The organism is Desulforhopalus singaporensis (assembly GCF_900104445.1).
GTDB classification, from domain to species: Bacteria; Desulfobacterota; Desulfobulbia; order Desulfobulbales; family Desulfocapsaceae; genus Desulforhopalus_A; species Desulforhopalus_A singaporensis.
Window position 1 is genome coordinate 15,112 of the sequence record NZ_FNJI01000022.1, and the last position, 25,081, is coordinate 40,192.

General features: G+C 52.4%; 20 protein-coding genes and 1 pseudogene. 17 read left to right on the forward strand and 4 right to left on the reverse strand.

The annotated features are described in order from the left end of the window. Positions 1 to 3: 3 nt before the first annotated feature. Genes BLQ17_RS14565 through BLQ17_RS14640 form a run of 16 tightly spaced genes read left to right on the forward strand, consistent with a single transcriptional unit; the run spans position 4 to position 14,168 of the window. Positions 4 to 1,263 carry a B12-binding domain-containing radical SAM protein gene (locus tag BLQ17_RS14565; RefSeq protein ID WP_092224117.1) on the forward strand — a complete coding sequence of 420 codons (1,260 nt, stop codon included), beginning with the start codon at positions 4 to 6 and terminating at the stop codon, positions 1,261 to 1,263. Continuing rightward, positions 1,248 to 2,612: a lipid biosynthesis B12-binding/radical SAM protein gene (locus tag BLQ17_RS14570; protein WP_092224119.1), complete on the forward strand. Its 1,365-nt coding sequence runs from the start codon at positions 1,248 to 1,250 to the stop codon at positions 2,610 to 2,612. The genes BLQ17_RS14565 and BLQ17_RS14570 overlap by 16 nt, the downstream gene beginning before the upstream one ends. Beyond that, positions 2,609 to 3,787: a DUF2062 domain-containing protein gene (locus tag BLQ17_RS14575; RefSeq protein ID WP_092224122.1), complete on the forward strand. Its 1,179-nt coding sequence runs from the start codon at positions 2,609 to 2,611 to the stop codon at positions 3,785 to 3,787. The genes BLQ17_RS14570 and BLQ17_RS14575 overlap by 4 nt, the downstream gene beginning before the upstream one ends. Next, positions 3,777 to 4,679, forward strand: coding sequence for a lysophospholipid acyltransferase family protein (locus BLQ17_RS14580; protein WP_092224123.1), 903 nt, complete (start codon positions 3,777 to 3,779; stop codon positions 4,677 to 4,679). Before BLQ17_RS14575 ends, BLQ17_RS14580 begins: the two co-directional genes overlap by 11 nt. A 24-nt stretch (positions 4,680 to 4,703) precedes the next feature. Further along, entirely contained in the window at positions 4,704 to 4,958 is a 255-nt protein-coding gene (locus tag BLQ17_RS14585) for a phosphopantetheine-binding protein (RefSeq protein ID WP_092224126.1), read from the forward strand. A 26-nt stretch (positions 4,959 to 4,984) separates the two neighbouring features. Continuing rightward, a complete protein-coding gene (locus BLQ17_RS14590) occupies positions 4,985 to 5,425 on the forward strand; it encodes a hypothetical protein (RefSeq protein ID WP_218121808.1) in 441 nt (146 codons plus the stop codon). 4 nt (positions 5,426 to 5,429) lie between these two features. After that, positions 5,430 to 6,665 carry a beta-ketoacyl-[acyl-carrier-protein] synthase family protein gene (locus BLQ17_RS14595; protein ID WP_092224128.1) on the forward strand — a complete coding sequence of 412 codons (1,236 nt, stop codon included), beginning with the start codon at positions 5,430 to 5,432 and terminating at the stop codon, positions 6,663 to 6,665. Continuing rightward, positions 6,662 to 7,456, forward strand: coding sequence for a beta-ketoacyl synthase chain length factor (locus BLQ17_RS14600; protein ID WP_092224130.1), 795 nt, complete (start codon positions 6,662 to 6,664; stop codon positions 7,454 to 7,456). The genes BLQ17_RS14595 and BLQ17_RS14600 overlap by 4 nt, the downstream gene beginning before the upstream one ends. Beyond that, a complete protein-coding gene (gene fabG, locus BLQ17_RS14605; protein ID WP_092224132.1) occupies positions 7,457 to 8,185 on the forward strand; it encodes a 3-oxoacyl-ACP reductase FabG in 729 nt (242 codons plus the stop codon). Then, on the forward strand, positions 8,182 to 8,634 hold the full coding sequence (locus BLQ17_RS14610; RefSeq protein ID WP_245695162.1) for a hotdog family protein: 453 nt from the start codon (positions 8,182 to 8,184) through the stop codon (positions 8,632 to 8,634). Before fabG ends, BLQ17_RS14610 begins: the two co-directional genes overlap by 4 nt. Before the next feature lie 4 nt (positions 8,635 to 8,638). After that, on the forward strand, positions 8,639 to 9,274 hold the full coding sequence (locus BLQ17_RS14615) for a LolA family protein (protein WP_176761247.1): 636 nt from the start codon (positions 8,639 to 8,641) through the stop codon (positions 9,272 to 9,274). Continuing rightward, complete coding sequence (locus BLQ17_RS14620) at positions 9,267 to 11,636, forward strand: MMPL family transporter (protein ID WP_092224136.1); 2,370 nt, start codon at positions 9,267 to 9,269, stop codon at positions 11,634 to 11,636. Before BLQ17_RS14615 ends, BLQ17_RS14620 begins: the two co-directional genes overlap by 8 nt. Continuing rightward, positions 11,579 to 12,193: a hypothetical protein gene (locus BLQ17_RS22675; RefSeq protein ID WP_176761248.1), complete on the forward strand. Its 615-nt coding sequence runs from the start codon at positions 11,579 to 11,581 to the stop codon at positions 12,191 to 12,193. Before BLQ17_RS14620 ends, BLQ17_RS22675 begins: the two co-directional genes overlap by 58 nt. Then, on the forward strand, positions 12,190 to 12,606 hold the full coding sequence (locus BLQ17_RS22290) for an ApeI family dehydratase (protein ID WP_176761249.1): 417 nt from the start codon (positions 12,190 to 12,192) through the stop codon (positions 12,604 to 12,606). Before BLQ17_RS22675 ends, BLQ17_RS22290 begins: the two co-directional genes overlap by 4 nt. 3 nt (positions 12,607 to 12,609) lie before the next feature. Next, a complete protein-coding gene (locus BLQ17_RS14635) occupies positions 12,610 to 13,080 on the forward strand; it encodes an acyl-CoA thioesterase (protein ID WP_092224140.1) in 471 nt (156 codons plus the stop codon). Beyond that, positions 13,077 to 14,168 (forward strand): beta-ketoacyl synthase N-terminal-like domain-containing protein, encoded by a 1,092-nt coding sequence (locus BLQ17_RS14640; protein ID WP_176761250.1) that lies wholly within the window; start codon positions 13,077 to 13,079, stop codon positions 14,166 to 14,168. The genes BLQ17_RS14635 and BLQ17_RS14640 overlap by 4 nt, the downstream gene beginning before the upstream one ends. Positions 14,169 to 14,386: 218 nt before the next feature. Here BLQ17_RS14640 and BLQ17_RS23715 read toward each other — a convergent pair. From BLQ17_RS23715 to BLQ17_RS14660, 4 genes and pseudogenes are all read right to left on the reverse strand, one after another. Then, positions 14,387 to 14,572 (reverse strand): annotated as a pseudogene (locus BLQ17_RS23715) (DnaB-like helicase C-terminal domain-containing protein); the annotation flags it as partial. A gap of 326 nt (positions 14,573 to 14,898) precedes the next feature. Further along, positions 14,899 to 15,519: a hypothetical protein gene (locus tag BLQ17_RS14650; RefSeq protein WP_092224146.1), complete on the reverse strand. Its 621-nt coding sequence runs from the start codon at positions 15,517 to 15,519 to the stop codon at positions 14,899 to 14,901. Positions 15,520 to 16,131: 612 nt separating this feature from the next. Further along, a complete protein-coding gene (locus BLQ17_RS14655) occupies positions 16,132 to 17,499 on the reverse strand; it encodes an APC family permease (RefSeq protein WP_092224148.1) in 1,368 nt (455 codons plus the stop codon). A 106-nt stretch (positions 17,500 to 17,605) separates the two neighbouring features. Further along, positions 17,606 to 19,078: a trimethylamine methyltransferase family protein gene (locus tag BLQ17_RS14660; protein ID WP_143005519.1), complete on the reverse strand. Its 1,473-nt coding sequence runs from the start codon at positions 19,076 to 19,078 to the stop codon at positions 17,606 to 17,608. A 443-nt stretch (positions 19,079 to 19,521) separates the two neighbouring features. On the opposite strand from BLQ17_RS14660, the gene BLQ17_RS14665 reads away from it, so the two are divergent. Beyond that, on the forward strand, positions 19,522 to 24,903 hold the full coding sequence (locus tag BLQ17_RS14665) for a sigma 54-interacting transcriptional regulator (RefSeq protein WP_176761251.1): 5,382 nt from the start codon (positions 19,522 to 19,524) through the stop codon (positions 24,901 to 24,903). Positions 24,904 to 25,081: the final 178 nt, after the last annotated feature.

Consider the following 25,081-nt stretch of genomic DNA (forward strand, 5'->3'; position numbering starts at 1 on the left):
AGAATGCCGAAAGTCACACTTGTCTATCCAAAATGGCAGAAGATTCCGGAGCAGACGGAGTTTCATCTTCCACCCCATGGCCCCGTTTGTGTGGCCGCCTCTATTTCCGAGCATTACGACGTTACCTTTGTCGATGAGAACGTCGACGCTATAGATTTTAGCCAACGGCCCGATGCGGTGCTGCTCTCCATGATGCTGACCTGTCAGCAACCACGGGGCCGGGAAATTGCGGAAAAATTCCGCGCACTCGGCGTTCCGGTCATCGCGGGGGGGATCTCGACCATGCTCCACGCCGACGAGGTGCAGCAATATGTCGACTCGGTGTTCCTCGGGGAGACGGAGGGCGGCAGGCTCGCCGGTGTGCTGCGGGATCTTGAACAGGGGCGTCTTGCAAAACGATACGACTTTTTTCACGATTTTCCCCCCATTGAATCGATCGGCCCGGCCCGCAGGTCGATCCTCAATGATGAAAAATATGTGTATCGCGGCGTACGCATGGTCGATCTCGTCCACGCCTCGCGGGGGTGTCGTTTCAACTGTTTTCCCTGTTCCACCGCCTATCTCGGTGGTCGCAAATTTAGGCCCAGGCCATATGACAAGGTTGTCGAGGAGGTCAGCGGTATCGATAACGATAGGCTGTTTATCGTCGACAATTCCCTGGCCCAGGATCGCGACTGGGTAATGGGACTGTTCGATGCCTTGATTCCACTGAAGAAAAAGTGGATTTCCCACCCGATCGTAGATGAGGATGCCGTGATTGCCAGGGCCGCCGAGGCTGGCTGCTGGTACGTTTATCAGGCCGTTTTCGATACCTCGGACGTGATCCGCAACCGGGTGAAACGACTCAAGGACCACGGCATCGGGGTCGAGGCCGCCGTACTCCTTGGCACGGACAACCAGGATGCTGACTATATCAAGCGGCTGGTGGATTTCCTGCTGGAGATCGATGTCGATATGTGCGAGTTCTCTATCCTCACCCCGTTTCCCCATGCGCCGATTACCGCGACCTATGAACGGGAGGGGAGGATTCTTCACCGGGACTGGGGCCGTTACACCACCGCAGAGGTTGTTTTTAAGCCCAGGCAGATGAGCCCGGAGACTTTGCAGGAGATGTACTGCTACGCATGGGAAACATTTTACAAGGAGATGCCGCAATCACTCAGGATGGCGAGGCTGTTCACCGATCTCGTCAAAAAGGAGATGGCGGATGGGACCTATAAGGCTATGTCGCTTGGAAGGGATCGGAAATGGGCAGCCAATTGACAGGTGGAGCAACGGTCGACTGCCTGATTATTTCGGCAAACCAGGTTGTCACCCCGTATCCGGTATACCCGCTTGGCGCGGCTTATATCACCGACGCCCTCCAGCGAGCCGGTCACCCGACCGTGCATTTCGACATGCTGGCGGATGGCGGGCTGCAGGCTCTAGCTGGGCTGCTGGCGCAGAAAACGTTCGGCCTGGTGGGAATCTCCATCCGCAACATTGACACTGTGGATAGCACGGACCCGAGGGGGTATCTGGATGATGTGGTTGCCGTAGCCCGGTGCGTTCGTGACTTTACCGCAGCCCCTGTGGTGCTTGGCGGACCGGCTTTCTCCATTATGCCCGAGGAGTTCCTTGCACTGGTCGGGGCCGAGTACGGTGTCGTCGGCGAGGGCGAGAGAGCTGTGGTGGAATTGGCCGGAGCGCTGGCCTGCGGCAGGCCGCCTGAACCGGGTATGCTTGCTGGCCAACGAGTAAAGCGGGTCGCACCCTGTGTCGGGCTTGCTGCGAACACGGTTGGCTACTACCTCGAACATGGCGGGATGCTCAACGTCCAGACCAAGCGCGGCTGCCCTTATTCCTGCGGCTACTGTTCCTACCCGACCATTGAGGGAAACCGTATGCGGTTTCGCGACCCGCGAGAGGTCGTCGAAGAGATTGTTTGTCTCAAGGAGCGGTATGGCGCGCGTTATCTCTTTTTCGCCGATTCGGTCTTCAACGACTCGGCGGAGAAATATCTGGAGACGGTGGAGGAGATGATTCGCCGCGATGTATCCCTGCCCTGGTGCGCGTTTTTCAGGCCCCAGGGGATAACAAAGAGCAAGCTCCGCCTGCTCAAGCGTGCCGGACTCGTCGCCATGGAACTGGGAACCGACGCTGCCACGGATACGACCCTTGCCGGGCTGAACAAGGGGTTTGGCTTCGAGGAGGTGGTTCAGGTTCACCAAGGGGCGATGGATATGGATATATCCTGCGCCCACTTTATCATGTTCGGTGGCCCCGGAGAGGATAAAGAGACTCTGGCCCGTGGACTTGCTAACATCGACCGGCTTGATGGCGCCGCTGTGTTCGGCTTTGTCGGTATACGGATTTTGCCGAAAACAGCCATCTTTGAGCGGGCTGTATCAGAAGGTATTATCAGCTGCGACGACTCGCTGCTGGAACCGAAATTTTACTATTCGCCCGACGTGGCAAGAGAAGAGATCGAATCGGCTGTACAGCAGGCCTTTTCCGGTCGAATCGACCGGATCTTCCCCTGCCACCAGTTCTATGATCGTATCGCCATGCTGCACGGGATGGGACATGCCGGACCGCTATGGGACTTGTTGCTGAAAAAGAGACGTCAATGAACAGAGTGGATAAACAGAGCGTCCTGCTGGTGATTCCCCTGTACAATCACGCCGAGACCGTAAGAAAGGTTATAAAGCAGGCCCTTGAGACCGGTTATCCCGTGCTTGTGGTGGATGATGGCAGCACGGACGGCGGCATGAAGAAGCTTGACGGCGTCGATATCCACCGGCTGCAACACAAGGAAAACCTGGGGAAGGGGGCGGCCCTGAAAGACGCCCTGGCCTTTGCGAAAGAACAAGGGTTTGAGGCGATTGTCACCATCGATGCAGATGGTCAGCACGATCCCCGGCTGGCCAGATGTCTTGTGGAAGAGGCAGGGCGTGGACCGTGGCCGGCGATTGTCATCGGCGCTCGCCGCATGGAGCAGGAGACGGTTCCCTGCTCCAGTCTATTCGGCAGATCTTTTTCCAATTTCTGGGTTCGGCTCGAATGTGGCCTCGATCTGCCGGACACCCAGTCCGGTATGCGGTTGTACCCGGTACGTGAAATGGTGATGACGAATTTGAAGCGGAACCGTTATGATTTTGAGATTGAGGCGCTGGTGAAGGCGGCCTGGGCAGGGGTGGATGTACGCTCGGTGGATGTCCCCGTGCATTACCCGCCTCCAGAGGAACGGGTCAGCCATTTTCACAAGTTGATCGACAACCTGCGCCTTACCTTGCTGCATAGCGGCCTGGTACTGAGGAGGTTGCTGCCAATTCCCCACCACAGACTCACCGGGAATCGGCTGAAGGAGGAGCTGCTGGTGGTGAAAAATCCCATGCAGACCCTGAAAAATCTCTGCAGGGAAAGCGCCTCACCGTTTTGGCTGGCAGTGGCCGTCTGGGTCGGGCTGTTTCTTGGAGTCCTGCCACTTATCGCCTGCCATACCATCGCCATTATCTATGTGACGTATCGACTCCGGCTCAACAAGGTCGCTGCAGTTGCGGCCAGCCAGTTCTGCATGCCGCCGATTGTTCCGGCACTATGCATCGAAGTCGGCTATTTTATGCGCACCGGCGGCCTGTTGCTCGATTTATCATGGAATCGCTGGGTCCTCGAGGTGCACCATCGGTTGTGGGAGTGGCTGCTGGGGTCCCTTGTCGTCAGTCCCATACTCGCTTTTATAGGAGCAGCTCTGGTCTACCGGCTTGCGGCGACGGTGCAGAGACGAAAGGTGGCCGATGTCAGCTGAGAAAAAGAGGTTCGGAGAAATATGCCGGCGTCTTGAGACGTTGGGGCACTGGTTTTTTTATGTTGCCATGCGTTTTTTCGGACATGGAGGCGGCAGGCTGCTGTTGGGGCCGGTGGTCTTTTGCTATGTGCTTTTCAGTCGCAAAATTCATAAGATTGTGGGATATTATCTCGTTAGGCGCTTTCCTGGAAAGAGTTGGCTTTGCTATCGGCTGTACGTCCTGAAGATAATTTATTCCTTCGGTGGTATTCTCGTGGATCGCGGCTGGCTCGGCCTTTCCCCGCGTTCCGATTTTCAAGGGGAACTGATTGGCTATGAGCGTATTAAAGAGCTTATCGGTCAGGGTAACGGTGTGGTGCTGGTTACCGCCCATGTGGGCAACTGGCAGAGCGCCCTGGAGCGTATCGGTGAGTTGCCGGTACGGGTGCATGCTCTGATGCAGTACGACAGGGAGGCGGCGAAACACTTTTTCGATCTTGGCGGAAAGAAAAGGTCGTTTGAGATTATTGACGTGAATTCTTCTTTCGGAGGGATGATCGAGGCGGCCGCGGCCTTGCAACGGGGCGAGGTGGTGACGATTATGGGAGATCGATACACCAGGGGACCTTTCTCTGAGGTCGAATTTTTAGGAGATACGGTCAGGGTAACGAACGGTGCATACAGTCTTGCGGCGACCTGCGGGGCGCCTGTGGTGATCCTGCTGGCGGCCAAGACCGGGGCGAAGACCTATAATCTTACGGTAGTTGATAGTTTTCAGCCCGAATATTGCAGCCGGGATGAACGGGAGGGGATGCTCCGGGATTGTTCGTCCCGGTTTATGGAAGCGATTGAGGAGTATCTGCAGATGTACCCGTATCAGTGGTACAATTTTTATAATTTCTGGGACCAGTAGGCCTGGATAGATTGTGGTAGGAACATGGAACAGACAAAGAAGAAGATAAAGGAAATATTGATAAACGATCTAAAAATTCCGGGAATAACACCGGAGGAAATAGCAGACGAGGCTCCGCTCTTCGGAGAAGGCCTCGGGCTCGATTCGCTGGATGCGGTTGAGCTGGTTGTGCTGGTCCAGAAACATTTTGATGTGCAGATCGCCGATATGGACGAGGGCCAGAAAGCCTTTGAATCGGTGAATGCCCTGGCTGTGTTCATTCTGGAAAGAAGGCAATAGATTGTTATGAATTTGGAGGGAAGTCAGTGAAGAAGATCAAATGGGCAGTAGTTGCCGTATGTCTGCTTTCGGCGGTAAGCGTCTCCGCTGCTGACGTCAAGAAAACACTCACCCTGGAAAGTGCCAGGTCGAGCGCTGCGGTGCAGGAGATATTGGACGGGGATATCGCCATGTACTGGGGCAACCAGAGCCATCCTGCAGTCAGTAAAAAAATTGGTGTGTACAAGACCTCAAAGCGTACCAACGGCTTCATGAAGGCGGATGAGGATGCCTGCGCCCGTGCCCTCGCTTCGGCGTTGATCGTGTTCCAGGAGCGGGCGAGAAAAGAGGGTGGTAACGCGGTCCTCGGGCTGGTCTCCAATATCAAGAATGTCGAGGAATCAAGCGAGACGGAGTACAGGTGCCTGGTTGGATCAGTAATGGTGAACGTCGCTTTGAAGGGGACGGTTGTCAAACTTGCAAAATAGGATCATGGCAAAGGATGGGACACGAGGCGCGGCAGTAACCGGCTATGGCCTGGTTGCCGCGCCGGGACGAAACAGCGAGGCAGCTTTTACCAACCTGCAGGCTGGAGTGGTCCGGACCGCGGCCATGGAGGGATTCTTTCCCCCTTCGTTTTCAGCCCCTGTTTTTGTGGCGGAGCTTCACCAACAGTATGACCTGTTGCCGACGAACCTGCTTGAAAATCAGCCCTATGAGGTGAACCGTACTGTGCGGCTGGCCCTGCAGGCCGTGGATGAGGCGCTGGCCCGCACCGGCCTGAGCCTGGCACAATTGAATAGACGGCGTGTGGGGGTTGCTCTCGGGACGACGGTGGGCTGCACCTTCCACAACGAAGCGTATTATATCGACTGGAAAAATGGCAGGGAGACAGACTCGCTGGCGTTTAACACTTATTTAAATGCCAATCTCGCCGAACGTATCCAGGAGTTGCTCGGGCTCTCGGGACCGCGGGCGGTGATCACCAACGCCTGTGCTTCCGGGGCTGATGCCGTGGGGCTGGCAAAGAGCTGGCTGGATGTTGATCTCTGCGACATCGTCATCTGCGGTGGAGCGGATGAACTCTCCCGGGTCGCCTGTCACGGCTTCAGGAGCCTGATGCTGGTTTCTCAAGATCGGTGTCGTCCTTTTGATAAAAACCGGCAGGGGTTGAATCTAGGGGAAGGGGCCGGAATCTTGGTCCTGGAAAAGGAGCATTCAGTGCACGCTTCGGGAAGGGAGGTCTACGGCAGGGTTCTCGGGTACGGTATTGCCGGCGATGCGCACCATCCCACGGCGCCTCATCCGGAAGGGCGGGGGTTGAAGCAGGCAACCGCCCTGGCCTTGACGGACGCCGGCGCCACCATTGCTGATATCGCCATGATCAACGCGCATGGTACCGGTACGCCCGCCAACGACAGGGCGGAAACGAACGCTATGAAATCCATGGGGTTTGATTCCGACATGCAGCCGATGGTCTCAACCAAGGGGGCAACGGGGCACACCTTGGGAGCGGCCGGCGGTGTCGAGGCGGTGCTGACCCTGTTGACGCTGAACTGTGGTGAAATTACGGGCACACCGGGGTGCAGCAGGGTTGATCCCGATTTTCATTTCAGCCCTCTTGCCGAGGGAGAAAAAATGGCGTTGACGGGCCGGATCGGCATAAGCCAGTCCCTTGCTTTTGGCGGTTCCAACGCGGTGCTGGTCATGGAGGGGTGCGGCCGATGACGGTGCCGGTGACAAACTGTTTTCGTTCAACGCTGGATAACCTTACCGTTCCCGGTGAACTGGCGCGGCAGTTGCGGAGGGCGGACGACTTTGTCCACCTGGGTGTTACGGCTGGCCACGGTGTCCTTGCCGGTTGTATGGAAAAAGGGGGCTTTTCGGCAAAGAAAACCGGAATGTACCTGGGTTCTGCGTTTGGCCCCATGCAGACCAACTTCGAGGTGCTGGACCAGGTGGTTACACAGCAGCCTGTTTCGCCGATACTCTTTTCTCTTTCGGTTTTTAACACCGCTGCGGGATATATTGCATCTATTCTGGGTATCCGTGGTTGTTCAGTTACGCTGACCGACTTCAGCTTTCCTTTTTTCAGAGCGCTTCAGCAGGGCATGGCGGCCATAGAGAGCGGCATGCTTGATCGCTGCCTTGTGTTGCAGGTGGAAACCTACAGCGACGTGCTCATCGATGGTACAAGTCGGTATGGGGGGGGAGCAGAACCATGGCCCGCCGGTGTTGTTTGCTGGCTGTTGGAAAGAACCGCGCTTTCAGGAAAACCGCTATTTCTGCTGGAAGACCTGGAAATAGAATCCGGCGGTACTGAGGGAAAAGACAGGTTGAGTCTGCAGGAAACGGTATCTCTGGGTGGGAAGCAGGAAACAACGCCCGGGTATCTCGGCGCTGCAGCCATGCTTTCGAGGTTGCTGGTGAAAGAGGGGCGGCTGGGGGTAAATCCTTGCCGGGTAGAATCGTTATACGGCACGGTGTGTATGAATATCAGGTCGTTTGAGGGAGTCTAGATGGGAGAGGCGAAAACAGTTTTTATCAGTGGCGGCAGCCGAGGAATCGGGGCGGCAATCGCCGTCAACCTGGCTGAGGCCGGGTATGATATCTGGCTGAATTACCGCAGTTCTGCCGCACAGGCCGAAGCGATACGGGAGCGGGTTGAGGAGCTGGGGCGAACCTGTATCCTCCTTCCTTTCGATGTATCCGACGAGAAAGCGGCGGTCGATGCGCTGTCACCGCTTCTTGAAAAGCAGGTGCCGTTTGGCGTGGTACACAACGCCGGCATTGCACGGGACACATTGTTGCCTATGATGAAGCGTGAGGAGTGGGACCAGGTCATCGATGTGCATCTCAACTCTTTTTTTATCCTCGGCAAGTTGTTTTCAAAGTACATGGTGGTGAAGCGTGAGGGGAGGATCATCACGCTTGCGTCTCTTTCCGGTGAAACGGGACAGGTGGGTCAGGTCAACTACTCGGCTGCCAAGGCCGGGCTCATTGGAGCCTCGAAGGCGCTCGCCCGTGAACTTGCGCGGCGCAATGTTCTGGTCAATGTGGTGTCACCCGGCCTTATCGAGACTGAGATGATTGGAAAACTCCCCCTGGACAGGATTTTGCCACTTATTCCCCTCGGCCGTGTCGGCAAGGTGGAAGAGGTCGCCGGAGTTGTTCGTTTCCTGCTCAGCGATGACGCCTCCTATATCACGGGGCAGGTGTTAAGCGTCAACGGGGGGATGTACATGTGAGCTGCGACGAATTGAAGCCGCAGAGAAAAGCGGAATTACCGCAGGACGGCGGGCAATACCTGCCGCACAGGCCGCCCATGCGTTTTGTAGACACTTTGCTGGAGCGTTCGGGGGAAAGGGCAGTTGCGAGTGGAGTTATGCCCGCCTCCGGTATCTGTTTTGACGATCAGTTTATTTTTCCCGAATATTTTGTGGAAGTGGTGGCCCAGGCTGTGGCGATGGCCAACGGTTATGATGCAGCGTGTGCTGGTGAGAAGATGTCGGGCGGTATGCTGGTGGGGATCGACACGTTTCGTTTTTCCGGATCTGTATCACCCGGTGCAGAGTTGAAGATTGTAACCGAGAAAACGTTTGAGTTCGGGGCGGTGAGAATAATTCACGGCGAGGTCTTTTGCGATGGGCGGCTTGTTGCTGAAGGCGATATCAAGGTGTGGGAAGATCCGGGCTGAAAAGATGCGAAGAGTTATTTACTGTATCACCCTTGTTATTCTCGGCTTTGTTTTTCCCGCGATTGCGGCTCAGCGTGCTGACCTAGATGCTTTCCTGGCCGGGTTGCGGCAGCACTCTGCGGAAGTTGTTTCACTGGCTGGTCCGTTTACCCAGGAGAAGCGGTTGGCCATGTTTGATCGACCTGTTGTTTTTACAGGGAAACTTGCCATGGCCAGGCCCAACAGGCTGCGTTGGGAGTTTATCGACCCCGTTCTTTCAGTCCTTATCTTTGACGGCGAGACGGGAATGCGCTGCAGCGACCGGGGGGACCCTGTAGTGTTCGATATGACGAAAGACCCGGTAATGCGGGCTGTTGGCGGGCAGCTGCAGCTGTGGATCAGCGGGGATTTTGCAGCGATGGAAGATCGATATGCCCTCAGGCTGGAAAAACCGGCAACTCTGGTGGTGACACCGGTAAGTGAGAAAGAGAAAGAATATATAGCCTCTGTTGTTATCACCTTTGCGCAGCCAAGTATGCAGCCGGCGGAGGTGACAATCAATGAGGCGGGCGGGGATACGACCCGTATTGTTTTTGGTGAACCGATGGTAAACGGTGCGTTGGCGGACGAATTGTTCCGCTCCTGCTGGATCGATGACTGACAAGTGTATCATACGGTGGATTGTCGTTCTTCTCCTTGTCCTGGCTGGTGGTCTTTCGGCGGCTCGTCTCACCATCAATGACGACGCCCTCGACCTTTTGCCGGACGGGGCGGTCCGTGGCGACCTGCAGATGTTGCAGCAGATCGGTCTTGTGGACAGGATCTTCATCTCCCTTTCTGCCGACGGTCAGTTGTATCTGTCGGCAGACACGGCCCGCGACGCTCTGCAAAAAAGCGCTGAAGCGCTTGGCCAGGCACTTGTTGGCAGGGACGATTTTACCAATGTGCTGGCACACCTGCCCGTTGATCTTTCAGGAGATCTCTTTACTCTGTTACTCCATATGCTTCCACTGCTTCTGGATGAAGGGGATCTTGAACAGATAGAGCGGAAACTGACCCCTGCAGCCATTAAAGAGGCGATGCGCGAGAACTTCCTTCTGCTCAACAGCCCGGTCGGTATGGCGATGAAAGAGCGGGTGCGGCACGACCCGCTGGACTTTTTGTCCGTACTCCTGAACAAGCTTGCTTTTCTCCAGGCTGAGTTCCAGGTCCGGCCCGACGCGGGGTTTCTCATGAGCCGGGACGGGCGGAGCCTGCTCGTTCTTGCCGAGAGCACGGTTTCGCTCACCGATTCTAAAAATAGTGAGTTGTTGGATGATGAACTGCAGGCCATATTCGAGACGGTTCTGCAACCGGGCATAAGTGCCGAGATGATAGGTACCTTGCCGCACACCCTGGCGAACAGCCGCATTATCAAGAAAGATTTACGCTTTCTGCTGGCGGCGGCAACCGTTATGCTGACATTGCTGCTGGCTTTTACTTTACGCGATATCCGGGCCGTGGTGGTGTTTGGAGTCCCCTTTCTGGGGGCGCTGCCCGCCATCGGCATTACCCGATTTATCTTCGGCGAAATAGGCGCGCTTGCGCTGGGATTCGGGATTGTGATCCTTGGCATCGCCGTGGACTTTTCCGTGCATCTTTATCTCGCCTTGACCCGTGAAAAGGGGGGGCGAAAAAAAATTTTGAGGGAAGTGCGCAAACCTATACTTTTCGCCTGTCTCACCACGGTATCGGTTCTGGTCGTCCTGCTTCTCTCCGATGTCGCCTCCCACCGACAGATGGCGGTGCTGGCGCTTGCGGGAGTCCTCTTTGGGGTGGTTTTTGCCTGGCTGCTCATTCCCACTATTGTTGGTGACCGGGAAGGGGCGGCAACAGATGCGTCGGACGCAGCTCCGGTAGAGAACCATTCTCACGCTGGCCGGTGGATTCTGGCCATGTGGCTGTCGCTTGTCGCAGCGGGTGTCCTCTGCTGGCCTCATCTCCATTATAACGGGGACCTGGCGGTGTTGGACGCTTCTGCCAGGGAGGTGGTTGATGTCGAGAAACGTTTTGCGGCAACATGGGGCGAAAAGGGGGAACAGGCCTTCGTTGCGGCCACTGGAACAACAACGGAAAAGGCTCTGCAGGCTGCGGGAAAGCTATTTACCTTTATTACAACAAACGGTTATACAGATATCCAGTCCCCGGTGGTCCTGTTACCGGACCGGAACACCCAGGAGAGGCGGTTGGCGCAATGGCGAAAATTTGTGGACCGGAATCAACCGGAATTACTGAGGGCACTCAACGAGTCTGCCGACAAGTACGGTTTTTCAAGTCGGGCTTTCCAGCCGTTTGTTGATAACTTGATTGTTCCACCGGACTTGATAAGGGAGCAGGACTATAACCAGTCGGTTTTTGCACCGCTTCTCGGCACTATGCTCAGGCCCTGGGGGGGAGGGGATGGTGTCGGCAGCAGGCTGGTGCTGACCACCATGGGCATTACAGACGACAACCTTCAGCCGTTATTGGAGTATGAGGAAAAACATTCTTCGATTACGGTGCTGGCGAACAGGAAATGGCGCGCCGAGGTGGAGCATTTCTTGAAAAAGGATATCCTGCTGCTCTCCTCGCTCGCAGCTGTTGTGGTAGTGCTTCTCGTTTCCCTGCAGTTTCGTGATTTCCGGGCGGTTACGGCAGTGCTGGCGCCGGTAGTGTCTGCCCTGTCCGCCATGTCCCTTTTTTGCTGGGCAACGTCGGGGGATTTGAATATGATGCACCTGATCATGGGCATCATGGTAATCGGCCTGAGTGTCGATTACGGTATCTTTGTCGTCTGCTCACGGTTAGATCGGGTCGCGGTGAGCGCCAAGTACGCCGTTTCCGTTTGTGCGGCCAGTTCGCTTGTCGGTTTCGGTGTCCTTGCTTTTGCCGACCACCCTGCGCTTTACTCCCTGGGGGTGACGGTTCTCGTAGGGATCGGCGCGGCATGGCCGACGGCCCTCGTCATCAGTCCGTTGATCGTCGGGAAAAGGGGTCGGTCATGAGCCGGCTGGTCACCTGTATTATGGTGGTGGTGCTGCTGTCTGGTTGCGGTCGGCCCGGACTCTATACAGTATCGGGCTCGGACCGACAGGCGAGGCAGGCAGGTCTTCTTGCCAATATTATTATCGAGCAGTGGGGGCGGCATCGTTTTTCAGGTTTGCTGGCAGTGCAGGACAAATACGATGGATTGTCGTTTGCACTGCTTGACGCTACCGGGGTGGTCCTGCTTCAAGGGGCGGTTGTTTCCGATCCTGAAGAGGGTGCGGGAGGTTTGCGGGGAGTGATGAAAAAAAGCCGTGTCGGCGACTTTCTGACGGTGATGTTGCGGCGGATATTTCTTGAGGAACCGGTGCGGAGGCCATGCAGCAGGGATATGCTGAGTACTTTCTGTGCCGAGGTCGGACGGGAGGGGAACATCGTCAAATACCTGAAAGCCGGCCCTTTTACTCTTTGGGAAATAAAAAAAATCAAGACGAAAGCTGGAAATACCATAGTGTATGGTCAACCGTGGCTGGGCGTAAGAGTTGCCATAAAGGAAATAGAGGGTGGGACGAAATGAACACGGAAGGTAGAGCGATGGTCTCCCTGTACAGGAGTCTTCTCTCGTGCTGCAGGGGAATTGATTTTGCCATAGGTGATCTTTCTGGACATGCTGTTTTTACCTTTGGTCCGGATTATCCCGGATTTGAAGGGCATTTCCCCGGAGCCCCTATCCTCCCTGCCGTAGTTCAGCTTGCTGCCGTCAGGTATGTCACTGGGGCAGTGCTCGGACAAGAGGTTCGTCCCGTGGTGTATAAGCGGGTGAAGTTCCGGAGTGGCGTTTCGCCGGATGAACAGGTTGTTGTCCGGGTGCAACTGCAAGAAGAAAAAAAAGAGAGCTGGTTCGTGGAATTTGGTATTGACAAAGACAACGGTGAAAAAATCGCAGGAGGAGAGGCCTTGTTTGTCTCCGTAGAGCCGAGGGTGGATTGAGGTATGGGAGCACGGAACGAATATTTTCCACCCGATCTTCTGGCGCCGGAACCGCTTACGGTGACCTGTGAACGTCGGGTCCGGTTCGAAGAGGTTGATGGGCTTGGGATGGTCTGGCATGGACGATATCCCAGCTATCTTGAAGACGGTCGCATCGCCTTCGGTGACGCCTACGGACTTACTTACCAGAGCTTTATGGTAAACAATACCGTCGCCCCCATCGTGAAGATGCATATCGACTACCGGCGTGTCCTCCGGTTTGATGAGATGGTGCGGATCGAGACCAGCCTGCACTGGTCCGATGCGGCACGCCTCAATTTTTCCTACGTCATCTACAACCATGAAGACAGACAGGCGGCGACGGGGTATACGGTCCAGCTGATGACTGAACCCGATGGGACCATGCTGCTGGTTGTGCCAGAGTGGCTGGAATCATTTCGGAGAAAATGGCGTTCCGGAGGGTGGGGCTCATGACGCGTCGGGTCATGGTTGCTGCAGGAAATATCCTCACACCGCTTGGTGATCTGCAGCAGACGTGGAACGGGTTGTTGGCGGGGAAACGCGGGCTTGACGTTCAGCAGTTTCAAAGTTCGATGGACCCGTTGCCTCTCGGAGTGATCGATGGGCTGGAAGGTTCTTTCGGTAGCTGGCTGCGGTTGCGATCCATGCTTGACCGGCTGCTTGCAGACGTTCCCATGCTAACAGGAAAGACCGCGCTGTTTTGTGCGACGACCAAGGCAGCGATCGATGAACCGGTCGATCCGGTATTGGACATGCAATTGACGGGACAGCCTTGGCAGGTGGGAGATTATCTCGCGCGAAAGATGGGGCTGCAGGAGCCGGTGACGGTGAGCGCGGCCTGTGTATCTGGATTGATAGCGGTTATCCGTGGGGCTATGGATATTCGCTCTGGCAAGGTTGACCATGCCCTGATTGTCGGTTTCGATCTGCTTTCCCATTTCGTTGTCACGGGCTTTTCAAGTCTCAAGTCGTTGTCCCCAACCGGTGCCAGACCTTTTGACTGCAACAGGGATGGACTCTCCTTGGGAGATGGGGGCGGCTGGATGTTGCTCTCGGCTGAGGATGCACTGCTTGACTCAGGTGACAACCCTGTCTATGCAGATTCCTGGGCTATTGCTTGTGATGCTGTTCATATTACTGCACCAAGCAGGACCGGGGTCGGTCTGCTGTCGGTGTTGCAGCAGATTATGGCTGATAATCCGCCAGATATTGGCGGCATTAATGGTCATGGTACGGCCACCGTGTACAACGATGCCATGGAACTTGTGGCGTTTAATAAAACCATGCCGCCTCATACGCCTCTTTGTTCCGTCAAAGGCAGCCTTGGTCACAGCCTGGGCGCGGCCGGGATTGTGGAGGCGCTGCTAGCAGTGCAAAGTATACAGGAAATGGTGTTGCCACCAACGGTGGGGCTGGTAAAAGGTGAAAAGACTATTTGCCGCCTTTCCGGTACGAGCCCGCTTCCGCTTGCGGCCCCATCTGTATTAACGTGTAACTCTGGATTTGGTGGAATAAACGGAGGATTATTGTTTCGTTGTTGATATGCTGGAACGTATCTGATCGTATAATTTTAAAAATCTGGGAGCGCCCTCATGGGTAGTCCCGCGGGAATCTTACGGCAAGGTAAAGTCAAATTGAGCGAAGTGTCCGTTGTCAGGATGCTTGAAAAAAACCGGGCTTAGTCCGCAACACCATATTTGTAGAGCGATACAGCGTGATGAACTTACTGTGTACACGTGGATGGCCGAGGATCTTCCAGCTATTCGCAAGCTTGCAAAAGAAAAGAATGCTGAAATTTCAGGTTACGGGTGATATCCGCGATTTCCTGCTCGCGGTTGTTACCGGTCCCGGTCGCAAGCTGTAGATAGTCGATAAAGATTGCTCCGAGCGGGGTCCGGGAATGAACCATCTTCGCCCGTGCTTTCATCTTGGTTACAGGCAGGCCGGACTTTGGAGATACGGTTTTGCGAAATTATTCGCAGTAATCAAGCGATAAAGTCCGGGCTGGAGCAATAGGCGAGTCCAGCGAATTCACTGGTGGCAGTGTAATGCTTCAGCAGGAAATGGAGAATCCATTGTCGTGAGTTAGTGGGTACAATAGTGGCGGCGATAGATGGCTATGCGGTAATGATCGCGGGGTGGCTTTATAAGCAGCTGAGTTGTCCATAGCACACATTGCGCGGATTGTTTGCAGAGCGCTGAAAAGTGCCTCGCAGGGGCCTGCGCAAGGCACTCGTTTATTAGCAGATCTGAGCGAAATGTTGTCCTATGTTACGTTACTGGCTGAGCTGTAACATTGCTGACTGTTGCAGTTGGCGGCAAATTGCTGTCGACCGAGACATCGAAATCGACTCTGAATGTGCTGCCTGGGGTTGCGCCGGATATAATTATAAAATACGAACCGGACGGCAGGTAGCCTGAAGTTACATTAGTAGAGAGAACCGTCCAATTGCTTCCATTATCATAATGTTCCCATACTGATGGAACATCATAATCTGTGTCAATCCCTATTACTGCATTAGGAGAAGGTGGATGCGGTTCTAAATCACCGACATACACTAAAGTAAGGCTGGTCGCACCGTCAAAGACGATATATATGTCATCACCAGTATCTGGTGGATCTGTTACATTAGTTGCAGAGAGAGAAGACGGGGAACTTGAAATAATCGCAGATTCGGGTGGGGAAACTGCTTCACCGCTTGTGGCAGCATGTGCAGGAAGAAATATTTGCTGAATCACAGGCACATCCCACTTGACAGGCAATGTATTGTAAGCAGCCACAGCGGTGACGCCGCCTGCCATTATTTTTATGATCTTACGCCTATCTGTGCTCTTGACCGTTACATTATCCTTTGCGTCAACTCGTGTTGTCTCTACTGTTCTCGTATCCATGCTAGGCTCCTAAGTTGATTTTGCAGGTTCACTGGCAACACGACCATAATCAGATACAACCGTGATTATGGTATCCGCGATTTCCAAATATTACAAGGAGAACAGATGGAAAACTGCCTGCAATATTAGCTTTCTCCCGTAATTCTGAGTCGTTTTCGGCAACCCTGCTTTCAGGATCGAAGACATGCTCTGTATCGATCTTGACATTATGGATAACGCGAAAGAAAATCTCGGGTTAGCTTGTCTGGATTGATTCAGCGGGAATTGGAAATTTTCGAGGTCGGAGTTGATACATTCGGATAAAGGAGGTCATTGCCTGTTGTGTGAAGAGATCAGCATTACCAGTTTGTCAAGTTCCACTTCAACGATATCCCCGATGTTCGCCTGATAAGCTCGTTTCGGGTCCACCATGATCTTCTCTTCTGCTGCCCCCTCCGAACCGGCTTGTCGAGATGGTGGTATACGCTGGATTTGTGAGTTTTACAATGATATTGCCAAGCTTTTTGGGGTAATGCTCTTTTATGGTGGCCTCCTTCGTGGTTGATGGTTTGTTTTGGCGATTGCCAGTTAACCATATTGAGGCCACCTTTTAAAAGAAATGTACGAAATATATTATACGCTGTCTTGGATTGGCTCAGCTTCGCGTTTGTCTTCGACATGCACCCTGTACCAGTACAACGGAATGGCTACAAGCGTTGCGCCGATGCCGTACAAACAGTTTTTCAGACCGTAGGGGATGGTTCCGGCAATCAGGAGTGTAAGAAAGAAAAAGGAAGCGACAACACTCAGGGCGCAAATCAGATTCGGCGTTTTATAGGGGCGAGCCAAGTCGGGGAAATCTTTTCTCATCATAGGTACTGCAAGGCCAGCAAAGAACACCATCAGAAAGTACGAAATGCCTCCGGCAACCACCATAAATGTCGGTTGTTCGCCTCCTGTTGTCATTAGAAACAAGAAATTGACGGCATAAATTGATAAGATGGCCACGAAGGGGACCTGGTTTTTGTTGAGTTTTCCAAAGCATTTCGGCATCAACCCGCTTCGGGAGGCTTCAAACAGCACTCGGGAGGCCGGCAGAAAGCAGGCGTTTGCGCCTATAACCAAGCCGACAATGAGACAAAAGCCAAAAATCCTGGCGAACATGGACCCGTAAATGGTTTCAGCCAGGGGCAGCAGGGGGGTGTAAGGATCGTTTAAGACCACGTCCAGCGGAAGATACCAGGTCATGGCTCCGCAGATGGTCAGCGTCATGACGAGCATGACGGCGGCGCTTGACGACAAGGCTTTTTTGGTGTCTTTTTCCGGTTGCTTGTATTCGGCGATCAGGGTGAGTACCGCCTCCATGGCGCAGGCCGACCATCCAACAAGGAAGCATGCACTTAAAAATACGGCAGCGGGGTTGGTGTCGGATGCGTTGATCTGAACGCCTGAAAAGTCAGGAGAAAGCATCGGCAGTTTGATAAATGCCCCTGCGATGACCATTACGGTCAGGCCGAACAGGACGAAAATCAGGCTTTGAAGTTTTTCTATAATCTCGATACTGATCAGGTTAATCAGAAATACGCCTGTCAAGATCCCGATGGCCACATAATTGATATAGGCATCGGGAAATTCGATGAAATACTTGATAAAATAGCTGGCAAATGCGGCAATGGCACCTACGGCAAGTCCCCAGCCCGTGACGTATCCCCATTGGGATATGACAGCAAAAATCGGGTGCCGCTTCTTGAAGCCCTCAATGATGCAGGTGGCAAGTCCCCCTGCTTTGTTCGGAAACATCAAAAGAATTTCCAGCGAGCAGTAGCAGATGACGGCGATGGCCACAACCGTGCTAATCCATGCCAGCGGTGCCCAGGCACCGACCTTTTCCACGGCAGGGCCGCTCAGGTAGGTCCAGTCCAGGATGCCTGTGAGTATAATCGTTACGCCAAGTTTCCATGTTGCACTTCGTTTCAGTTTCTGCGTATTGTCTTCAGCCATAATAGCTCCTGCGAACTTTTATAGGGTTGGTTGTTCCCTCCCCTCACGCTTGAACAGCATGTCTGTTCCTGCGAAAGGGAGGACTGTTGATAGTCGGTTTGGAAGGTTACCAGCGGCCGCACTTTGGCCGCATATCTTCAGTATTAAGTTCAATGTTAAAGGTCTTTCGAATCCTGGCATCCAGATCCGGATCAATATATGCCGGATAATGTTCGCAAAGCAGTTTTCTTGTTTTCTCTCTTGCCTTTTGTCGAATATCCGGTTTCCCCTTGGCTTTCCACTGGTTTATCATGGTTCTATCTGCAAATTGGGGATATTCATACTCCGACCGCATGTACTTCATTGTCAGGGGGTGATAGAGGAAATTGCCAATGCCTTGTTTGACGACATCCGCTATCATTGAAAATCCGAGGGTTTCTTCGTTTACGGCAATGCCGCGCTGAAGGCGGTTGATATAGGAGAGCATATCCTGATCAAGCACAAAGGCTTCAAAGGAAGCACCCATAAGGCTGCCCTGCATGCCCGCGGCTTCTCCGACAAAGGTGCCGCCTCCCAAGGCGGCAAGGGCCACCGAGATACCCTTTTCATATCCGGATTGCGCATCAATCAATTTGGAGTCGGTCATTCCTGAAGGTACGGTTCCTTCAATGCCGTACCATTTGATCATTTGGGCTGCCGCAGCCGAAAGCAGAGGTTCTTCAGCCGCTCCCCCTGCAAAGCCTCCGGTGTGAAGGTCTGCCACAAAAGGCCAGACGCCAAGCATCGTGGGGTGACCGGGGGATTGCATCTGAACGGCGGCAAGGACGCCCAGCGCTTCAGCTACGGTCATGGCCAGGGCGCCTGCCAGGGTTGCCGGTGCTGCCGCTCCGGCCATGGGGGCGATAAGTGGGGTGACGGGATATCCTTTTTTGACAACGTCCAAACACATGGACATGTATTTTTTTTCGTAGTTAAGCGGCGATGTGGTGGGACAGTAGATAAATGTGACCGGCGAATCAATGCCTTTTTTATCTTTGCCGATGATCATTTCCAGAAGCTGTATCATCGGTTCAAGCTGGTCTTGGTCGGCCATGTCCACGATTGCGTGCTTATTGGTCGCCGCCAGAATGGCGTAAAGGGTATTCACGCCGACGCTGCCCGGATCAGATATGTTTGTGGCAGAGACAGGAACATCCCCTGTTGACATGCCGGGCAATGCATCAAAAAGTCGGTTCAGGTCGTATAGATCGACCAGCGTGGAGTCCCGGTATTCCCCGGTCTCAAAATCCACCACGGACGGGGCAACCCCGATGTGGCCGAAATGGGCAAAACCGTCATCAAGTTGAACCGGTGCGCCGCCCCGGCTCGGCAGAACTGTTCTTGGGATGCATTTTGACAGAATGTCTTCAATCAAGGTTCTGGGGAAGCAAAGACGGCCTTCATTGGAGATCGTGCATCCTTTTTCCAGGGCCAGGGCCTTTAGCTCCTCCGGTGGTTTTCCCATGCCGATTTTTTCAAGAATATCCAAGGCGGTGTGGTGGACTTGTTCGATTTCCGAAACAGAAAGGGGCCAGGCTAGTCTGGTTTGTTCTTTTTTCATTTTTTCTCTCAAATTGTGGGTGAATAATAAATCAGCAGTTGCCACCGGCGGCAGCGCTGCCTGTCTTTTTATCAACAGCCGTCAAATGGGACATACCTTACCAGTATGTTCTGGTAACAAAAAACGTACCATGGCAGGCGGTAATTTTGTAACAGTTTGAAATCAATAGATTATATTTGCGATTTGAGTAAATGGGGTCGGGCGTGGAGGAAAATGTGCCTTTCCTGGAGTCGATGATGGTGCGATATATCGACCATTGTCGCCTTTGCCGCTGTGGAGTGGTTTCTTTTTAGCGGTTTCTTGATTGATTGTTCATGGATTTATCCGTTTGTTACCCTGTTTACGAGAGAAGTTGAGTTTGTTTGCATGGTGCGATATATTGACCATCGCGATAAAAAATGGGTGCGAAATATCAACCCTTGATGGCTTATACAGAGGTGAACATGGAAATTGAAGGTTACAGAATAGAAAAAACATTATTAAAAAGCGGCCAGTTAAGGTTCCAGATCGCCAGCAGGAATGCAGAAAAAGAAAAGTTTCTCTTGAAAACAATCTTAAAAAAAGAGGCAAAAAATGATTTGAAGGCTCAGCTTGCCTATGAATTTGAGGTCGCCAGGAAAGCAGATTCCTTGCCCGGTGTTCTTTCCCCCAACGCTCTTGTTCAGAACAGTGACCTTATGGGGCTTGTGTATGCCGGTGGCGACCTGTTCCCTCTGTCGACCTGTCTTGACAGCCTGGAAGACAGGGTCCTTTTTGCACTGAACCTGGGAATCGAACTTTCCCAGATTATTTTCAGGCTTCATAAGTCCGGATATACCCACCATGAAATAAATCCGGATACCATTTGGGTCAATCCGGATAAACAGATTGTCAAACTTATGGGGCCCGGAATTTCCCCTGCTGCAGGCCGTGTTGTAAACCAGGATGTCTTCGATACCAAGGACTATTGGCTCTACAAGTCGCCTGAACAGGTCGGCCGTCTTAATGAAAAAGCCGATAGGCGGACGGATTTTTATTCCCTTGGAGCTGTCTTGTTTACCGCAATCGTAGGCCGTCCTCCCTTTGATGGAATTGACTCTTTTGAGGTTATCCATAACCATATTGCCAAAAGCGTTCCGAATTTAGAGCGGATCGTCCCGCAGGTACCCGCTGTCCTGTCAGACATCATTAGTAAACTGATGGCAAAATCCGCCGATGACAGGTATCAACAATCGGCGAGCATCATGGTGGATTTAAAAAGATGCCTTGATGCTTTTAAAATCAACAAGACCGTTCCCAGGTTCCGTCTGGATGTCCTTTGCGACTCCAATCTTTTTGTATACCCAGGCGAGGTCTACGGAAGGCGAAAGGAGATGAATCACCTTTCGGCCTGCCTTGACAAGGTGATTGGCGGTGCAGGTTATCTGACCATGGTTTCCGGGGAGTCCGGTGTGGGAAAAACGTCATTGATCAAATCCTTTGAACGCTCCCTCCCGGTGGACAAGGGATATTTTGCCGTCGGCAAGTATGAACCCATCGCCTCAACCATACCCTACAGCGGCATCCTGAAAGCACTTGGGCAGATTGCCAGGTTGATTCTGATGGAAACCGATGATGCCTACCAGAAAATAAGAAATCGGCTGGTCAGTGCTCTGGGGGACAATGTAGGCGTTACCACCAACTTTATTCCCCAATTTGAACCTATCCTGGGGCAAGTCCCTTTTTTTTCCAATGTAACGGTTATCGAATCAAGGAGCAGGCTGCACAAGTGCATAAAAACGATCATAGATGTTTTATGCGAGCCCAAGGAGTTTGTGGTTATTTTTCTTGATGATTTGCAGTGGGTGGACCAGGCGTCCCTGGAACTGATCAAAAGCATTGCGGGCAGCCACGGGCTGTATTTGATCGGTGCGTACCGGGACAATGAAGTATCTTCCACTCATATTCTTAAAAACGCGCTGGAAAAAATCGAGAAAAAAAACATAGCCGTCAATACTCTTTCTCTTTCAGGCCTAGGGCTGAAGACTATTGAGGAAATTTTTAAAGACGCCCTGAACCTCAAGGAGCGGGAGAGTACTATTCTTGCCGGAATCGTTCATAAAAAGACAGGCGGCAACCCTATTGTTACAAAGGAATTTGTTGAGCTGCTGGTAAAAAAGAAATTTATCTGCCTCAACGACCGAATGGAGTGGGCGTGGCACTTAGATGAAATAGAGCGGATAGATATCAACCCGGACCTTGACGCCCTTGCCCGACAAAAACTCAACGGACTGGGAAAAGAATCCGGACATACCATTTCGGTTGCCGCTGTTATCGGCAGCGTTTTCCATGAAGAGGAACTGACCATCCAAAAAGAGATGTCCCAGGAGCAGATAAGGACCCACCTTAACGCCGCATGTGCGAAGAACATATTGATTTCCCGGGGAAAGGGGTTGTATCAGTTTGAACATGACCGGCTGCAGGAAAACGCCTATAAGATGATCCCGGAGCATGAGAAAGATCAAATCCATCTCCGGCTGGGTAAATCAATTGCCAAGAGGGAGTATCAGGATAAAAACCGCATTTTCAGGCATATTACCCATTTGAATTTTGCCCACCGCCTGATTAATGCAAAAAAGGAAAAGATACAACTGGCCCGGCTGAATCTGGCAGCCGGAAAACAGGCCAAGGATGTTGCGGCCTTCAGCGAGAGTTATAGATATTTTGTTACCGGCATTCACATTTTGGGCGATCGTGCCTGGGAGAAGAGTTACGCCCTCACCCTTGAGCTATATTTTCAGGCATCCATTCTGGCCTTTCTGAGTGGGTCGTTTGACGAATCTGAGCGTATGTCCCAGGCAATTATCCAAAACGGAGGTACGGATATAGACAGAACGCTTGGTTACGAGTCTCAAATTGAATGCGCAATTTTTCAGGATAAACCGGATAAAGCGGTTCGGACACTGTTGCACGCACTTAACCGGCTCGGTGTCTCAATGCCGTCTCCCGTATCTCGGGAAGAGGTTGTCCAGGAAACTCTAAAACTGAAGAAAATAGCGTATTTGATTCTTGAAATACCCTGGTCGCAGGTCAGCCCCATGACAGATACCAAGTTCAAGACTGTGATGCGGTTGTTGGTCTACGGGGTGAGAGCCACCGGATGGCACGATTATCTGTACTATTGGGTCTTTGTGGGGAAAATGCTGAAGATTTCCCAGGAGCACGGGTTTACAGATGAGTCTGCATTTGGCCTGGTCGCAGCCGGCGGTGCCTTCTGTCATTTGCTGGAGGAATACTCCCTGGGCCGTAAAGTGGCGGAATATGGCTTGGAGTACTTAGAAAAAAACAATCGAGCACGGTGGCTGCTCGATGCCCAGGCTTACTTCCATGAAGAGATCACCTGCCTGATCTCTCCTCCCAAGGTGACCATAAAAAAACTGACCCAGGTGTATTACAAGTCCATTGAGAGCGGAAATATCATGACGGCCATAGAAAGTGCTCATGCCGCCTGCCTGACCGGACTTTACGGAAGTATGGACCTGTCTGAACTCAAGCGATTGGTTGCAAAATTCGATGAAATAATCTCCTTTTCCCTTCCGGGCATAAAATCTCTTCAATCCAACTTGAAAATGATCAGCAATATTGTTCAGGGTTTGTCAGCTCCCCTTGAACCCAAGGAGACCATGGAGGAATTCGGTCTTGAGAAGAGCGTTGTCACCAAGGAGTTGCCCATCAATATCAGACTTTTCCTGAACATTGTTTTCAGGCGAAAAGAGGCTGCCGCAAAAGATGCAGAAGAACTTTTGAAATACGGCAACAATTATATCATGATCCCTACGGTATTTTACTCTTTGCTTGGGTTGCAGGCAAAGGCCGGCTGTGGTGATTACATGGCGATTCTCGATGAACTGTACGGGCGGCTTAAGCGCCGGTCAGACTTTTGCCAGGAGACATTTGCTCACAGGCAGCATCTGGTTCTGGCTGAAAAATACAGGCTGCAAAAGCAGATGGATGCTGCGTTGCTCCACTATGAAAAAGCGATTTTTACGGCAAAAGAGAAAGGTTTTATTGTGGACCAGGCCATCGCATGGGAGTTGGCAGCTGAATTCTTCAAGGAACTTGGGGTGGAACAATTATCAAAGATCTATTTGAAGGAGGCTTTTGTTGCATATGAAAAATGGGGGGCAGGATCAAAGCTGTGCCAGATTCAGCGATCCCATTCCTTTTTGTCTGACGGTCTGTCCGCCGATCCGGGCACCCAACCATCCAACGTATCCCATGACTCAAACAGTATAATGGATCGGAGCAGCATCAACAGGGCCATTGTCACTTTGGTAAGTGCTGAGGATGGCGAAACGTTGCTTCAGCGGTTGATGTTGATTCTGCTTCAGAATTCAGGCGCGGAAAGGGGGTATCTGTTATCTCTTCGGAAAGAGAAGATAGTGGTGGAATGCCACGTGTCCATTGAAGAGGAGGCGGTTCGGCTAACGTCGGGAACCCCCATTGAAAAATACGATTCCATCAGCCATAGTATTGCGCGGTATGTCTGCAGGACAAATAACAGGGTATTGGCCTCCGATATTTCCAAGGACGTTCAGTTTTCAAATACCGCCTATGTCCGGGAGACCGGTTTGAAATCTGTTCTTTGTATGCCCATCGCCTACCAGAATAAAACCGTCGCTTTTATTTATCTTGAAAATCATCAGGTAAAAAACACCTTAAGTGAGAAACGTTTTCACATTATCCAGCTTTTATCCAACCAGATTGCTGCAGCCATTGAGCGCAACCGCCTGAACCGGGAGCTGATCCAGGAAATTGAAAATAGAAAGAACAAGGAAAGAGAGTTGCAGGTCACGGTGAAGCGGCTGAACAAGCTGAAAAATTCACTTAATGAGGAAAATCAATACCTGAAGGAAGAGATTCGAAATACCCATGGATTTAAAGATATTATCGGCAACAGCGCTGCACTGAAGAAAACATTGTACCTGGTAAAACAGGTGATCTCTTTTGATACGACCACATTAATTCTCGGTGAGTCCGGCACAGGCAAAGAGCTTATTGCCAGAGGTATTCATGAGCTAAGTCCCCGCAAGGACCGGCCAATGGTGAAGGTCAACTGTGCGGCCTTGCCTGCGACTCTGATTGAAAGCGAGCTTTTCGGATACGAAAAAGGGGCATTCACCGGAGCGGTGAAATCCCAGAAAGGCCGGTTTCTCATGGCGGATGGAGGAACCCTTTTTTTAGACGAAATCGGGGATATGCCGGTGGAGGTTCAGGTGAAACTGCTGAGGGTGCTTCAGGAGGGAACCTTTGAGCCTCTTGGATCGGACGAAACCGTAAAGGTGGATGTCCGTGTGGTTGCCGCAACCAACAAAGATCTTGAGCAGTCCATCCTAAAAGGTGAATTTAGGGAGGATTTATATTACCGCCTAAGTATATTCCCTATTAAAGTGCCGGCGTTAAGGGAGAGAACAGAAGACATTCCACTGCTGGTTCGCTACCTTATAGACAAGAAAAACAAGCAGCTCAATAAAAACATCAAACAGGTTTCAACCCAGGTGATGAAAGCCTTGACAGACTACGACTGGCCCGGAAATATCCGGGAGCTTGAAAATTTCATTGAACGGGCAATGATTCTTTCCCAAGGGGCCAGCCTGACCATTGACCATAGCTTTAATGGCGTGTCCACCGTCCCAAAACCCCTTTCGGACACAAGCTTTGATAAAGCCATGGCCGCCCATATCGTTCATGTTCTGAGTATGTGCGGATGGAAGATCAAGGGTAAAGGAAATGCCGCGGAAAGGCTCGGCTTGAACCCGAGTACGTTGCGATCAAAGATGGTAAAGCTGGGGATCAGGCCTGAATGAATTGCCAACGGTTTTCTGGACACCCTTGAGTTATGGAAAATCACTTGGAGCCATGCCGGAAAGATAATGTCAGGGCATCGTATAATTTTGCGAAATACCTGCCGGAGCGACGAAAAATGATGCGGCGTTGTCAGGCGAAAACAGTGGCCAGTAAGTCAAGCTTTCGTTATTGTTGAAA